General features: G+C 72.1%; 14 protein-coding genes. 5 read left to right on the plus strand and 9 right to left on the minus strand.

Annotation, left to right across the window (positions count from 1 at the left end; translation table 11 throughout):
- Positions 1-13: 13 nt before the first annotated feature.
- Positions 14-1,210: a citrate synthase/methylcitrate synthase gene (locus AB0947_RS02040; RefSeq protein ID WP_366748341.1), complete on the minus strand. Its 1,197-nt coding sequence runs from the start codon at positions 1,208-1,210 to the stop codon at positions 14-16.
- Between the two features lie 122 nt (positions 1,211-1,332).
- On the opposite strand from AB0947_RS02040, the gene AB0947_RS02045 reads away from it, so the two are divergent.
- From AB0947_RS02045 to AB0947_RS02060, 4 genes are all read left to right on the plus strand, one after another.
- Positions 1,333-2,589, plus strand: coding sequence for a citrate synthase (locus tag AB0947_RS02045; RefSeq protein WP_366748342.1), 1,257 nt, complete (start codon positions 1,333-1,335; stop codon positions 2,587-2,589).
- 53 nt (positions 2,590-2,642) lie between these two features.
- Positions 2,643-3,584, plus strand: a complete 942-nt coding sequence (locus tag AB0947_RS02050) for a sucrase ferredoxin (protein ID WP_366748343.1) — start codon at positions 2,643-2,645, stop codon at positions 3,582-3,584.
- 100 nt (positions 3,585-3,684) lie between these two features.
- Positions 3,685-5,364, plus strand: a complete 1,680-nt coding sequence (locus AB0947_RS02055) for a sensor histidine kinase (protein ID WP_366748344.1) — start codon at positions 3,685-3,687, stop codon at positions 5,362-5,364.
- Positions 5,361-6,041 carry a response regulator gene (locus AB0947_RS02060; protein WP_366748345.1) on the plus strand — a complete coding sequence of 227 codons (681 nt, stop codon included), beginning with the start codon at positions 5,361-5,363 and terminating at the stop codon, positions 6,039-6,041. The genes AB0947_RS02055 and AB0947_RS02060 overlap by 4 nt, the downstream gene beginning before the upstream one ends.
- A gap of 26 nt (positions 6,042-6,067) precedes the next feature.
- Here the strand turns inward: AB0947_RS02060 and AB0947_RS02065 are convergent, their stop codons facing one another.
- From AB0947_RS02065 to AB0947_RS02075, 3 genes are all read right to left on the minus strand, one after another.
- Complete coding sequence (locus AB0947_RS02065; RefSeq protein WP_366748346.1) at positions 6,068-7,126, minus strand: ABC transporter substrate-binding protein; 1,059 nt, start codon at positions 7,124-7,126, stop codon at positions 6,068-6,070.
- A 61-nt stretch (positions 7,127-7,187) separates the two neighbouring features.
- Positions 7,188-8,051, minus strand: a complete 864-nt coding sequence (locus tag AB0947_RS02070) for an ABC transporter permease (protein WP_366748347.1) — start codon at positions 8,049-8,051, stop codon at positions 7,188-7,190.
- Entirely contained in the window at positions 8,041-8,856 is an 816-nt protein-coding gene (locus AB0947_RS02075; RefSeq protein WP_366748348.1) for an ABC transporter ATP-binding protein, read from the minus strand. Before AB0947_RS02075 ends, AB0947_RS02070 begins: the two co-directional genes overlap by 11 nt.
- 159 nt (positions 8,857-9,015) lie before the next feature.
- Between AB0947_RS02075 and AB0947_RS02080 the strand changes: the two genes are divergently transcribed.
- Complete coding sequence (locus AB0947_RS02080) at positions 9,016-9,708, plus strand: response regulator (RefSeq protein ID WP_366748349.1); 693 nt, start codon at positions 9,016-9,018, stop codon at positions 9,706-9,708.
- A 16-nt stretch (positions 9,709-9,724) separates the two neighbouring features.
- On the opposite strand, the gene AB0947_RS02085 is transcribed toward AB0947_RS02080, so the two are convergent.
- From AB0947_RS02085 to AB0947_RS02105, 5 genes are all read right to left on the minus strand, one after another.
- On the minus strand, positions 9,725-11,317 hold the full coding sequence (locus tag AB0947_RS02085; RefSeq protein WP_366748350.1) for a cation acetate symporter: 1,593 nt from the start codon (positions 11,315-11,317) through the stop codon (positions 9,725-9,727).
- A complete protein-coding gene (locus AB0947_RS02090) occupies positions 11,314-11,862 on the minus strand; it encodes a DUF485 domain-containing protein (RefSeq protein WP_366748351.1) in 549 nt (182 codons plus the stop codon). Before AB0947_RS02090 ends, AB0947_RS02085 begins: the two co-directional genes overlap by 4 nt.
- Positions 11,863-11,931: 69 nt before the next feature.
- Entirely contained in the window at positions 11,932-12,627 is a 696-nt protein-coding gene (locus AB0947_RS02095; protein WP_366748352.1) for a response regulator transcription factor, read from the minus strand.
- A complete protein-coding gene (locus AB0947_RS02100; protein WP_366748353.1) occupies positions 12,624-13,775 on the minus strand; it encodes a histidine kinase in 1,152 nt (383 codons plus the stop codon). Before AB0947_RS02100 ends, AB0947_RS02095 begins: the two co-directional genes overlap by 4 nt.
- A complete protein-coding gene (locus tag AB0947_RS02105) occupies positions 13,772-14,338 on the minus strand; it encodes a DUF1453 domain-containing protein (protein WP_366748354.1) in 567 nt (188 codons plus the stop codon). Before AB0947_RS02105 ends, AB0947_RS02100 begins: the two co-directional genes overlap by 4 nt.
- Positions 14,339-14,529: the final 191 nt, after the last annotated feature.

A 14,529-nucleotide genomic window follows, 5' to 3' on the forward strand; every position in this document is an offset into this window, starting at 1 on the left:
CGGAACGCCGCGCTCACCCGGCGGTGGGCACCGCGGCCTCCGGCTCCGGGCCCACGTACCGCGCCACCGGACGGATGATCTTCGAGTCGGCGGCCTGTTCCAGGATGTTGGCGCTCCAGCCCACGACCCGTGCCGCCGCGAAGGTGGGGGTGAACATCTCCCGGGGCAGGCCGCACAGTTCCATGACCACACCGGCGTAGAACTCGACGTTCGTGTGGAGTTCGCGGCCGGGCTTCAGCTCGGCGAGGATCGCTTCCACGCGGCGCTCGACCTCCACCGCGAACTGTGCCCGGGGGCCGCCGAAGCCGAGGGCGATCTCGCGCAGCATCCGGGACCGCGGGTCCTCCGTGCGGTAGACGGCGTGCCCGAAGCCCATGATCCGTTCACCGGCGAGCACCCTCTCGCGGATCCAGGCGTCGATCCGGTCGGGCGTGCCGATCGCGTCCAGGGTGTCCAGGGCCCGGCTGGGCGCGCCTCCGTGCAGCGGCCCGGACAGGGCGCCGACGGCGCCGGTCAGGCAGGCCGTCACGTCGGCGCCCGTGGAGGCGATGACGCGTGCGGTGAAGGTTGACGCATTGAATCCGTGATCAATGGTTGAGATCAGGTAGTGCTCGATCGCCCGCGCCCGGCGCGGCTCCGGTTCCGAACCCGTCACCATGTACAGGTAGTTGGCCGCGTACGAGAGGTCCTCGCGCGGCTCGACCGGGTCAAGGCCGCGGCCGAGCCGGTAGAGCGCCGCGAGCAGGGTGGGTACGGCCGCGCAGGCGGCCATGGTGTCGGCGCGGCGCCGGTCGGCGTCGGTGTCGTACACCGGCTGGAAGCCCTGGGCCGCGCCCAGCAGGGACAGCGCCGCACGCAGCCCGGCCAGCGGTCCGGAGCGCCGCCCGGCCGCGGCGATGGCCGGGAGGGCCGCGCGGACGTCCTCGGGCAGGCGCCGCAGGGCGGCGGTCTGCGCGGTGAAGGCGGCACCGCGCCGGGCGTCCGGCAGGGTGCCGTGGACCAGCAGGTGCCAGACGTCCTCGAAGCTCCGGGTGCGCGCGAGGTCGACGGCCGAGTACTGCCGGTAGTGGTAGAAGCCCTCCCGGCCCCGGACGTCGCCGATCTCGGTCTCGGCGACGACGACGCCGGCGAGGCCGCGCGGGGCGTCGATGAGCGGGGTCTCGCCGAGTGGGGTGGCGCTGAGCGGTGGGGCGGACGCGTTGACGGCCATGGATCTCCTCCTTGGGGTCCCCCGGTGCTTGATCCGACTGTCCATGCTTGACGCTTTCCCTGTCAACGTTGATTCAATCAATGTAAGCGCATCAACATATGTGCTGCCACTACGGTGACCCCATGCGCGATCACGACACCGCTCCCCACCGTCCCGGGCGCCGGCTGAGCACCAAGGAGACCGCCGAACTGCTCGGCGTGAAGCCCGAGACGGTCTACGCGTACGTGAGCCGCGGCCTGCTCAGCAGCAGACGCGAACCCGGCGGCCGGTCCAGCACGTTCGAGGCCGGGGAGGTGGAGGCCCTCGCCCGCCGCAACCGGCGCGAGGCGGCCGGGACCCCGGGGTCCGGCGGCGACCTGTCCGTCCGCACCCGGATCACCCTCATCGAGCAGGAGCGGTACTTCTACCGGGGCGTGGACGCCGTCGACCTGGCCACCCGCCACTCCTACGAGGAGGTCGCGGAGTGGCTGTGGACCGGCCGGCTGACCCCTGGGGCGGCGTTCTCCGCGCCCGGGCCCACCGTCGAGGTCGCCCGCCGCGCGGTGGACGCCCTGTCCGAACACGCTTCCCCGGTCGACCGGTTGCGGGTCGCCGCGATCGCCGCGGCGGCCGAGGACCCGCTGCGCTTCGACCTGTCCGAGGACGCCGTGCTGAACACGGCGCGGGTCCTGATCCCGACCCTCGTCGCCGCGCTCCCGCCGGTCCGGGCCGACCACAGGGACGGCGGGGCACTGGCGCAGCGGCTGTGGGGGCGGCTGACCGGCCACCCGGCCGACGAGGACTCCCTGCGCGTCCTGGACACCGCGCTCGCGCTGCTCGCCGACCACGACCTGGCCGCGTCCACACTGGCGGTGCGGGTCGCCGCCTCGGCCCGCGCGCACGCGTACGCGGCCGTCTCGGCCGGGCTCGGCGTGCTGGAGGGACCGCTGCACGGCGCCGCCAGCGGCCTGGCCCACCGGATGCTCCTGGACGTGCTCGACCAGGGGACGGCGGTCCCGGTGATCGCCGACGAGTTGCGCGCGGGCCGCCGCGTGCCCGGTCTCGGCCACCGGCTGTACCCCGGTGAGGACCCCCGCGCGCGGGTGCTGTTCGACCTCCTGGAGCAGGTCCCGCGCGCGGAGTCCGCGCTGCTCGCGGCCCGTGACATCGTCGCGACGACCGCCCGGCACACCCCGCTGCACGCCAACGTGGACCTGGCCCTGGCGGTGTTCACCGCGTCCAGCGGCATGCCGGCGACGGCCGGTGAGACGATCTTCGCCGTCGCGCGGACCGCGGGCTGGATCGCCCACGCCCTGGAGGAGTACGGCGAGCGTCCGCTGCGCATGCGGCCCAGTGGTCACTACGTCGGTCCGCGCCCGCCGCAGCCCCTGCCGGACTAGGACACGGGCGGGCCGGAAGTCACCCCGGGGAAAGTCAGGTTAGGCTCACCTCTGTGAGTAGGTGTGCGACCGCCTCCCGGAGTTTCGAGGAACCGCTGTCCGGCACGGCGGCGACGGCGACGACGTGGCTGCTGCTGGAACAGCCCGGCCCCTGGGGTGCCAAGGCGCTCACGTCCAGTCACCTGGACCCCGCCCTGGGCCGGGCGCTGGAGGCCGCCGCCGGCGGGACCGGCGTGCGGATCGCTCTCATCCGGCGCCCCGGGCGCCACGCCGACCCGGGTACGCCCCCGATCCGGCAGGTGTACGCCGCGCACACCGTTCCCGGGCGCGTGTGGCTGCACGGCGCGGCCACGCGCGATCCGCGGCGGCTGCTCGACCTCGACTTCGCCGGTCTCGGAGCGGGCGACCACCGTTCCTTCGGCACGGTGCTCGGCGGACGGCCGCACCGGGGAGATCCGCTGGCGCTCGTGTGCACCAACGGCAAGCGCGACCGCTGTTGCGCCCTGCTGGGCCGTCCGCTCGCCACGGAGCTGGTCGACTCCGGGGTGCGCGGGGTCTGGGAGGTCACCCATCTGGGTGGTCATCGCTTCGCTCCCACGGTGCTGGTCCTGCCGTACGGCTACGCCTACGGCCGCGCCGAGGCGCACACCGTCAAGGAGGCCCTGCACGGCGTCCAGGAGGGGCGTGTGGTCGTGGAGGGGTGCCGGGGGTGCTCGACGTGGGACCGGCCGGGCCAGGCGGCGGAGCTGGCCGTGCGGTCCGCCGCGGGCGAGTACCGGGCGGGTGTGCTCAGCGTCGTACGGACCGACGGCACCGATTCCGGCTGGGCCGTCACCGTCCGGCACGCCGACGGCCGCCGGTGGCGGGTCGGCGTGGCGCGGGGGACGTCGCTGCCGCCCCGCCCGGAGAGCTGTGGCGCGGCGGTGCTCGGTACGCCCGCGCGGATGGACGTGGTCGAGGTGCGCGAACTGCGGCCGACGGCGCTGGCGAGCTGACCGGGCACAGGTGTCGTCACCTCCTGATCAACACATGGATCAAGAGATCCACGCCACACTCGCTGGGGTGCGTCCGGCGGCCCCACGTACCGTCTTGGGTATGAGCCCCGCCTCCCCCGCCCGCCGGCTGCGCCTCGGTCTGCCCCGGCGGATGTTCTCCCAGGTGCTGCTGATGCAGGTGGCGATCGCCGCGGGGGTCGCGGTGCTCGCGACCGGGCTCTTCCTCGCCCCGCTGAGCAAGCAGCTGGACCAGGAGGCGATGCGCCGCGCGCTGGCCATCGCCGAGACCACGGCCCAGGACCCGCACATCGCCGAGGGCGTGCTGACCACCCCGCCGACCAGGGACGGCCCCGTGCAGGAGGAGGCCGAGCGGATCCGGCGGGCAACGCACGCCGAGTACATCGTGGTGCTGGACCGGAACTGGGTGCGCTGGTCGCACCCCACCGTCTCGGAGATCGGCCGGCGCGTCTCCACCGACCCGACCGACGCCCTGGGCGGCCAGGAGGTCATGGAGATCGACAGGGGCACCCTGGGACGTTCGGCGCGCGGCAAGGTGCCGCTGTACGACACCGACCACCGCATCGTCGGCGCGGTCTCCGTCGGCATCGCCTACGACAGCGTGCGGGCGCGGCTGATCAGCGCGATCCCGGGCCTGTTCGCGTACGCCGGCGGTGCGCTCGCGGTGGGCGCGCTGGCCGCCTGGCTGATCTCGCGCCGGGTGCAGCGGCAGACCCGGGACCTGGCCTTCTCCGACATCTCGGCGCTGCTAGCGGAGCGCGAGGCGATGCTGCACGGCATCCGGGAGGGTGTGGTCGCGCTCGACCGGGGCGGCCGTATCCGCCTGCTGAACGACGAGGCACGGCGGCTGCTGGGCATCGGCGACGAGGCCGTCGGGCGCACCCCGGACGCAGCGCTCGGCGCGGGCCGCACGACGGACGTGCTGGCCGGCCGGGTGACCGGCACCGATCTGCTCACCGTGCGCGGCCATCGCGTCCTGGTCGCCAACCGCATGCCCACCGACGACGGCGGCGCGGTGGCGACCCTGCGCGACCGCACCGAACTGGAACAGCTGGGACGCGAACTCGACTCCACGCGCGGGCTGATCGACGCCCTGCGCGCCCAGGACCACGAACACGCCAACCGCATGCACACCCTGCTGGGGCTGCTGGAGCTGGAGATGTACGACGACGCCGTGGAGTTCGTCGGCGAGGTGGTCGGGGACCACCGGGCCACCGCCGAGCAGGTCACGGAGAAGATCCAGGACCCGCTGCTGGCGGCGCTGCTGGTGGGCAAGGCGACCGTGGCGGCCGAGCGCGGGGTCGCCCTGTGGGTGTCGGAGCGCACCCGGCTCCCGGACCGGCTGATCGATCCCCGGGGGCTGGTCACGGTGGTGGGCAACCTCGTGGACAACGCCCTCGACGCGGTCGCGGGCACACCGCACGCGCGCGTGGAGGTCGAGTTGCGCGCGGAGGGCCGTACGGTCGTCCTCCGGGTGTGCGACACGGGTCCCGGGATCCCCGAGGACCAGCGGGAGCTGGTCTTCACGGAGGGCTGGTCCACCAAGAAGCCGCCCGCGCACGGCAAGCGGGGCATCGGGCTCTCCCTGGTGCGCCGGCTCGCCGAACGGCAGGGCGGGAGCGCGGCCGTAGGCGCGGCGGCCGGCGGTGGCGCGGAGTTCACCGTGGTGCTGCCGGAGGCGCTGACCGAGCCGGACCTGGAACTGGCGCTGCCCGGGGGGTCCGTCGGGACCGCTGCCGCCGCCGAGGAGGAAGCCCGATGATCGAGGTCCTGGTCGTGGACGACGACACCCGCGTGGCCCGGGTCAACGCCGCCTACGTGGAGAAGGTGCCCGGCTTCCGCGTCGCCGGCGAGGCGCACAACGCGGCGGAGGCGCTGCGCCAGGTCGAGGCGCTGCCCCGGCTGGATCTCGTCCTGATGGACCACTACCTGCCCGACGACACGGGTCTGTCGGTGGTCCAGGAGATGCGCAGGCGCGGCCACCAGACCGACGTGATCATGGTGACGGCCGCGCGGGACGTGTCGACCGTGCAGGCCGCCATGCGGCACGGCGCGCTGCAGTACCTGGTGAAGCCGTTCGCCTTCGCCGGTCTGCGGGCGAAGCTGGAGGCGTACGCCGAGCTGCGGCGCACCCTGGACGGCGGCGGCGAGGCCGAGCAGGCGGAGGTGGACCGCATCTTCGGCGCCCTGTCCGCCTCGTCGGAGCCCGGGCTGCCCAAGGGGCACTCCCCCACGACGGCCGAGCTGGTGCGCCGGGCGCTGCTGAACGCGGAACAGCCCCTGTCCGCCCAGGAGATCGCCGAGCGGACGGGGGTGAGCCGGCAGACCGCCCAGCGGTATCTGAAGCTCCTGGAGCGCACGGGCCGGGCGCGGCTGACCCTGAAGTACGGCGACGCGGGCCGCCCGGAACACCGTTACGTGTGGGCGACCCGCGCCTGAGCGCGTTCACATTGACGCGGCAATGGTCACTTGACCGCGTTGACGAACTCCGTCGTGTACGTCTTGCTCAAGTCGACCTTCGCGTTCTTGATGTTGGGGTTGAACGCCTTGAGGACCTTCTCTACGGTCTCGGGACCGTTCTGGGGCATCACGCCGTCGTCGGTGAACATCGGAAGGGTGCTCTTGATGCCCTGCGCGTACAGCGCCTTGTTGCCCTGGGAGTAGTCGGCGGGCATCTTGGCGGCGATCTCGTCGGCGCTGTGCGTGGACATCCACTTGAGCGTCTTGACGAATGCGTTGACCAACTTCTGAACGGTCTCCTTGTGTCCGTTCACCCAGTCCGTCTGCATGTACAGACTTGACGAGGGGTACGGCCCGCCCAGTGCCTCCTGCGAACCCTCGGGGGTGCGCATGTCGATGAGGATCTTGCCGGCCTTCTTGTCCAGGATCGTCGCGACGGTCGGGTCGGTGGTCATGCCGCCGTCGATCGCGCCCTTCTGGAGCGCCGCGATGAACGTGGGTCCGGCCCCCACCGCGACCGGCGTGAAGTCGCTGACCTTCACTCCGTTCTTGACCGCCAGGTACTTGGTGAGGAAGTCGGTCGAGGAACCGAGCCCGGTCACGCCCAGCTTGCGGCCCTTGAAGTCCTTGGGCGAGGCGAGGTCGCCGGCGGCCTTGTTCGAGACGACCTCGACCTCGCCGGGCGCGTGCGAGAACTGCACGACCGACTCCACCGACTTGCCCTTCACCTGAAGGTCCAGGGTGTGGTCGTAGAACCCGACCGCCCCCTGCACCTGGCCGGAGACGAGCGCGGTCTCGGCCTGTACCCCGGCGGGCTCGCTGAGGAGCTGGACGTTCAGCCCCTCCGCCTGGAAGTAGCCGAGGCGCTGGGTGAGCATCGCGGGCAGGTAGATGACCTTGTCCAGGCCGCCGACCATGATCTTGACGCTCTCCCCCTTTCCGCCGCCCCCGCCGCTGCCGGTGTCGGCCGTGGAGCTTGCCGCGTCGTTGGCGCAGGCGGTGAGCGAGGAGAGGGCGAGCAGTCCGGCGGCTGCCAGGGAGGCGTGTCTGGCGGTCTTGCGCATGCGGGTTCACGTCCTTGTGAGTGGGCGGTGCGGGAAGGGCGGGGAGTGGCGGGGAAGCCGGTCAGCTGTCGGAACCGGTGGGCTTCCAGCGGAAGATGCGGCGCTCGGCGAAGGTCAGCAGCCCCTCCGCGACGAGGGCGACGACGGCGAGGATGACCATCGCGGCGTACACGCCGGCGGCATTGAAGGTGTTCTGCGACTGCGAGACGAGCAACCCGATGCCCTTGGTGGCGCCGATGTACTCGCCGACGATGGCGCCGATGAGCGCGAAGCCGAAGCTGACGTGCAGGCTGGTGAAGATCCAGGAGGTGGCCGACGGGATGACCACCTGGAGGGTCACCCTGCGGTCGCTCGCGCCCAGGATGCGGGCGTTGGCCACCAGGTTGCGGTCCACTTCGCGGGCGCCCTGGAAGGCGTTGAAGAACACCGGGAAGAAGACGAGCACCACGGCGGATGCCACCTTGGAGGACGGTCCGAGACCGAACCAGATCAGGAAGATGGGCGCCAGCACGATCCTGGGGATCGAGTTGAGCACCTTGATGTAGGGACCAAGAACCTCGGCGAGCAACCTGATCCGCCCGAGCGCGATGCCGAGCAGCACACCGGCGACCACGCCGAGGATCCAGCCGAGCAGTGCCTCGTACAGCGTGTACCAGATCTGCTCGCCCAGGGAGCCGAGCGCCGTCCCGTGGGTCACCCAGGTCCAGATCTGGTCCCAGATCTTCGAGGGCATCGAGAAGTTGAACGGGTCGATGACCTTGGCGCGGGAGAACACCTCCCACAGTCCGAGGACGGCCACCAGGAGCACCACGCGCACGACGTTGACGAGGAGCCTGCGCCGGCGTGCGGCTTTGGCGCGGCTCCGCGCGCGATCGGGTGTCTTGACGGTGTCCACGACCGGGGTGCTGAGGACCTCAGGCGACATTGGCGGCGCCCCTCTCGCGGGTGATGCGGACCTCTTCGCCGAGGGACTCCCAGATCTCGCGGTAGATCTCGATGAACCGCGGCTCCAGCCGCACCGACTCGACCTTGCGCGGGCGGGGCAGGTCGATGTCGAAGACCTGCTTCACGGTCGCGGGCCCGGCGGTCATCACGACGACCTTGTCGGCCAGCGCGATGGACTCCTCCAGGTCGTGGGTGACGAAGACGACGGAGGCGCCGGTGCCTTCCCACAGTTCCAGCAGCTCGTCCGACATCAGCGCGCGGGTCTGCACGTCGAGCGCCGAGAACGGCTCGTCCATCAGCAGGATCTCGGGGTCGTTGACGAACGTGGCCGCCAGGGCGACCCGCTTGCGCTGACCACCGGAGAGCTGGTGCGGATAGCGGTCCTCGAAGGCGGCGAGCCCGACCCGGGCCAGCCAGTCGCGGGCCCTCTGCTTGGCCTCCGCCTTGGGCACGCCCCGGAACCGCGGGCCGGCCATGACGTTCGACAGCACGGTCCGCCAGGGAAAGGTGGCGTCCTGCTGGAAGACGAAGCCGACCTTGTCGCCGACGCCGTCGACCGGTTCCCCGGCCACCAGCACCTCGCCCTCGGTGGGCTCCTCCAGGCCGCTGACCAGGGTCAGCGTCGTGGACTTGCCGCATCCGGTCGGTCCTACGACGGCCACGAACTCGCCGCGCTCCACGGTGAGGTCCAGGCCGCGCACCGCCGTGTGCAGTCCCCCGGACGGGGTTCTGAAGGTCTTGCTCGCGCCCCGCAGCTCGATGGCGGGGCTGGTGTGTGCGCTCATGGGCCGGGACGGTAGGTGTGGCCCCGGGCCCAGCAGGAGTCTTGTGAGCACAAGCCGTTCTTTTGCTCGCAAGCACCTGTTGTGCTCTTTTTGCTCGCGCTACAACTGCGGAGCCGAAACACGGGCTTAACGCTCGCCGGCCTTGTTAGGAGAGGCCTGATGATTGACGTCCTGGTGGTCGACGACGACTTCCGTGTCGCTGAGATCAACGCCAAGTACGTGGGGAAGGTTCCCGGCTTCCGGGTGGCCGCCCGCGCGCACAGTGCCGCTCAGGCCCTGGCCGCGGTGGAACGCGGTCCCATCGACCTGGTGCTGCTCGACCACTATCTGCCGGACCAGACCGGCCTCGAACTCGTGCACCGCATGCGCGAGCAGGGCCATGGCACCGACGTCATCATGATCACGGCGGCCAGCGATGTGACGACCGTCCAGCAGGCGATGCGCCTGGGCGCCCTGCACTATCTGGTCAAGCCCTTCACCTTCGCCGCGCTGCGCACCCGCCTGGACTCCTACGCCGCCCTGCGCCGCACCGTCGACCGGGTGGGCGGGCGGGGCCTGACGGGCCAGGAACAGGTCGACCGGATCTTCGGCGCCCTGCGCACCGCCCCCGCCCCTTCCGCACCCGGCCTGCCGACCGGCCACTCCGAGCCCACCACCGACCTCATCTGCGGTGTCCTGCACCGCGCCGGCCATCCGCTCTCGGCCCACGAGGTGGCCGCCCGCACGGGCCTGAGCCGCTCCACCGCCCAGCGCTACCTCCGCCACCTCGAACAGGCGGGCCGTCTGCGCCTCTCGCTGAAGTACGGCGACACCGGCCGCCCGGAACACCGGTACGCCTGGGTGGCGCCATGACCCGCCCACGGTCCGGTTACACGGCTCCCGCCCCGGTCAGCGAACGCACCTCCGTCTCGGCGTACTTGGCCTCGTCCGGGACCTCGTCCGAGGTCACCGTGCCCAGCCAGCCGGCGAGGAAGCCGAGCGGGATGGAGACGATGCCCGGGTTCTCCAGCGGGAAGTACTGGAAGTCGACGCCGGGGAACAGGGAGTCCGGGCTGCCGGACACCACCGGGGAGAGCAGCACCAGCCCGACCGCCGGGAGCAGCCCGCCGTACACCGCCCACACCGCGCCCCGCGTGGTGAAGCCGCACCAGAACAGCGAGTAGAGCAGGACCGGCAGGTTCGCCGAGGCGGCGACCGCGAAAGCGAGGCCGACGAGGAAGGCGACATTGAGATCGCGGGCCAGCAGGCCGAGTCCGATCGCCACGGCGCCGATGCCGACCGCCGCGCACCGGGCCACGGCCACCTCGCTGCGGGGCGTGCCGCTTGGGCGGCGCAGTGACGCGTACAGGTCGTGGGCCACCGAGGCGGAGGAGGCGAGCGTGATGCCCGCGACCACCGCGAGGATCGTGGCGAAGGCTACGGCGGCGACCACCGCGAACAGCACGGTGCCCCCGGTCGAGCCCGCTCCGCCGCCCAGGTCGAGGGCGAGGAGGGGCACCGCCGTGTTCCCGGCCGCGTTGGATCCGCGTACGGCCTGCGGCCCGACCACCGCCGCCGCCCCGAAGCCGAGGACGATCGTCATCAGGTAGAAGCCGCCGATCAGGCCGATGGACCACACCACCGAGCGGCGGGCGGCCCGCGCGGTCGGCACGGTGTAGAAGCGGGACAGGATGTGCGGCAGCCCGGCCGTGCCCAGCACCAGGGCGAGCCCCAGGCTGATGAAGTCCAACCGGGAGTTCCAGTCCCCGCCGTACTTCAGCCCGGGCGCCAGGAACGCCCTGCCCCGGCCGCTGCGCTCCGCCGCCGTGAGCAGCAGCCGGTCGACGTCGCCGTGGAAGCGCAGCAGGACCAGGACGGTCAGCACGACCGTCCCGCTCAGCAGCAGGACCGCCTTCACGATCTGGATCCAGGTGGTGGCCCGCATCCCTCCCAACGACACGTAGATCACCATGAGCGCGCCGACACCGATGACCGTCCATGCCTGGGCCGCGCCGCTCGTCCGCCCCAGCAGCAACGCCACCAGACTGCCCGCGCCGACCATCTGCGCCACCAGGTACAGCACGGACACCGTGACCGAGGACGTTCCCGCGGCGATCCGCACCGGCCGCTCGCTCATCCGGGCGGCCACCACGTCGGCCAGCGTGAACCGCCCGCAGTTGCGCACCAGTTCGGCCACCAGGAACAGCACGACCAGCCACGCCACAAGGAACCCCACCCCGTACAGCAGCCCGTCGTACCCGTACAGCGCGATGAGCCCGCTGATCCCCAGGAAGGAGGCCGCCGACATGTAGTCCCCCGCGATGGCAAAACCATTCTCCATCGGGGAGAACAGCCGCCCGCCCGCGTAGAACTCCTCCGCCGAACCGTGCCGCCTGCGGCTCACCCACGTCGTGATCGCGAGAGTGACCGCCACGAACCCGCTGAACAGCAGCAGGGCCAGCGTCTGATGATCACCGGTCACGGGTTCCCTCCCTGCGCTCCGCGGGCCAGTTCCTGGGTGTCCCAGCGCAACTCCAGCGCGGCCCGGTCCCGGCGCAGTCGCGCGTGCCGCGCATACGCCCAGGTGAACACGAACGTGGTGACGAACTGCCCGAGCCCCGCGAGCATCCCCACGTTCACCGCCCCCACCACCGGCCGCGCCATGAGTCCCGGCGCGGTCGTCGCGGCCACCACATAGGCCACGTACCACGCCAGGAAGGCCGTGACCCCCGGCACCACGAACCGCCGGTACCTGCCGCGCACCTCCTGGAACGCCTCGCTGTGCTGCACCTCGACGTACACGTCGCGGGCACGCGCCGCCGCCGCGCCGGGCTCAGCGCGCGCGGACGGCACGGCAGGCGCCGGCATGCCCGCGCCGTCCAGCTCGCCCCAGCCCGAGGCCGATGTGCCATGCCATGGGTCCTCGTACGCCACGTCACGGGAGGACGCGCCGTCGTCTTCCTGGTTCCCGGCCGATCTCTCGGGACCGTCCCCGACTCCGCGGGGGCGACCGTTGCTTGACTGCATGCCCAAGGATGGACAGAACGGATAGATCCCTGACTCTTCTTCCTCCGGCTCTTCACCCCATCAGGTGATTCACCCGGTCGGTGGTCGCACCAGCCCCTTGCTGTAGGCGTACCGCACGGCCTGCGCCCGGTCCTTGAGCCCCGTCTTGGCGAAGAGGTTGTTGATGTGGGTCTTCACGGTCGCGGTCGACACATGCAGCCGGCGGGCGATCTCCTGATTGGTGAGCCCTTCGCCGATCAGCACCAGGACCTCGGTCTCGCGTGCGGTCAGCCCGTCGGGCGCCTCACCGGCCGCGGGCACCGGCACGGGCTCGGGCTCGGGCTGCGACAGTCTCTCCAGCAACCGCCGCTGGACACTCGGCGACAGCCCCGCGTCCCCCGAGAGCACGCTGTGCACGGCACGGACGATCTCGTCCCCGCCCGCGTCCTTGGTCAGGTAACCCCGGGCACCGGCCTTGAGCGCGGGGAACAGCGAATCGTCGTCCGCGTAGGTGGTGAGCACCACGACCTGCGTGCCCGGGTACTGCTCCCGGATTCGCCGGGTGGCCTCCACGCCGTCGCAGCGGGGCATCCTGAGGTCCATCAGCACGACGTCCGGGGCCAGTTCCCCGACCAGTCGCACCGCCTCCTCCCCGTCTCCCGCCGCCCCGACGACCTCCACGCCGGGCAGCAGCCCGAGCAGCATCGCGATGCCTTCGCGGACCACGGTCTGATCGTCGGCCACCACCACCCGCGCGGGCTTCCGCTCCCCTTCCGTCCGCGTCATACGGGCACCTTCAGCGTCACCACGAACCCCTCCTCACCCGGTCCCGCGTCCAGCGAACCGCCGAGCAGTTCGGCGCGCTCACGCATGCCCAGCAGACCGTACCCGCCCCCGGAACCGTTCAGTTCCCCCGCTTCGCCGCCCGAGTCCCGGACGTCCAGCGTCACTTCGTGCTCGCCGTAGTCGAGCCGCACGGTCACCCTGGCGCCCTGCGCGTGCTTGCGGACGTTCGTCAGGGCTTCCTGGGCAGCGCGCCGCACGGCCTGGGACGCCTCGGCCGGGACGGGTCTGCGTTCACCTGTGACGGTGACCTGGGCACCTCCTGCCGTGCTGACGAGTTCGGCCAGGAAGTCCTCCAGCGGGGTCAGCTCGCCCCGCAGCGCGGACAGGGCCTGCCGGGTCTCGGCGAGGCCGTCGCGGGCCATGCCCCGGGCGGCCACCACCCGCTCCAGGATCCGCTCGCGATCCGCGCCGCTCTCGATCAGCAGCCGCGCCGCCTCCAGGTGCACGAGCTGGGCGGAAAGACTGTGCGCCAGCACGTCGTGGATCTCCCGTGCGATGCGGGCACGCTCGGCCAGTGCTGCGGACTCGGCCTCGGCCGCGCGGGCGGCGCGCTCCTGGGCGAGGAGCCGCTGCGCACTGCCGCGGGCTTCCGCGTCCAGCCGTAGCACGTACCCGGCGAGGGCCATGCCGGTCACGGTGGCGGCCGTGGTCAGCCAGACGTCGCTGGTGAACGCGGAGTACGAGGCCAGCGCCACCGACGCGACCGGGACCGCGGCCCCCAGCGGCAGCCGCTCCAGCGCGCCGACTCCACAGCCGCACCAGATTACGAGGGCCGGCCCGGTGAATCCCGTGGCCTCCGCCGCGACCGCGATGACCAGGAGCACGCCCATGAGCACGAGGGAGGGCACCAGCCGGTGCGCGTAGGTGGTCCGGAAGAAGGCCCAGGAGACGAGGGCGACGAGGAGGATCGCCGCCGCTGCCGCGAGTGCTTCCCAGAGCCCGACGTGCCTCTGGCTGAAGGCGCCCCACAGGAGCACGGCCAGCACGAGCAGTCGGACGGCCCACGCGAGCATGCGCCGGGGACGGGTGGTTCCCGAGCGGCCGAGCGCTTCTCGTGACGGCCAGCGTGTCCAAGCGTTCTCCGTCACACGCGCTCCTTCCACGCCGACCGCTCGTCGTCACCGTACGCCGGAGCCGGACGGCTCGGAGCGGGACGGCTCGGGGCGGGGTGGCTGGGGGCGGGGTGGCTCGGGGCGCCGAGGGACTGCGCCCGCCAGGCCAGGATTGCGCCGCGGACCAGCAGGGTGCCGGCGAGGCCGAGCATCAGCGCGGAGCTGTCCTGGTGCACGCCGAGAGCGGAGCCGAGGGCGAAGACCCCGGCGCGCAGGGCTATGCCCACGATCCATACGGCGCCGCTCGCCTTGCTGCTCCTTGTCCACACGACGCCGTCCGGCGCGGTCCAGATACGGGTGGTCCAGCCCCAGCCGACGCCGGTGACCAGGCCGATGAACAGCTCCACCACGAGCAGTACGGCGGATTCGGCCCGGTGGTGGGCATCGAGGACGCCGGGCTCGCGCAGTGAGACGACGGCGAGGATCACGGGTAGCAGCCACCAGCGCCGGTCCGTGCCGATGGGCCGGGCGCGGAACTGCCGCGCGATCACTAGGGCGACCACGGCGACGATCACCAGCACGTTGACGAGCCCGGGCATCTGGACCTCCGTGAGCGAGAGGGCGGTGCCGGAAGCGAGTGCTGCCGACGCCTTCGAAGCTACGGAAGTCCGCAGGCCAGGGGATCGGAGCCGGGGTGGATCACGGGTGGAACCCGGAACCGGCCCGCCTCCACCCAGGGGTGGAGAGGCCCTGGGGGCGGACGGGGGGGCTGTCAGGGGTGGGCGGGGGT

This window comes from Streptomyces sp. NPDC047841 (assembly GCF_040704085.1).
Lineage (GTDB): Bacteria > Actinomycetota > Actinomycetes > Streptomycetales > Streptomycetaceae > Streptomyces > Streptomyces argyrophylli.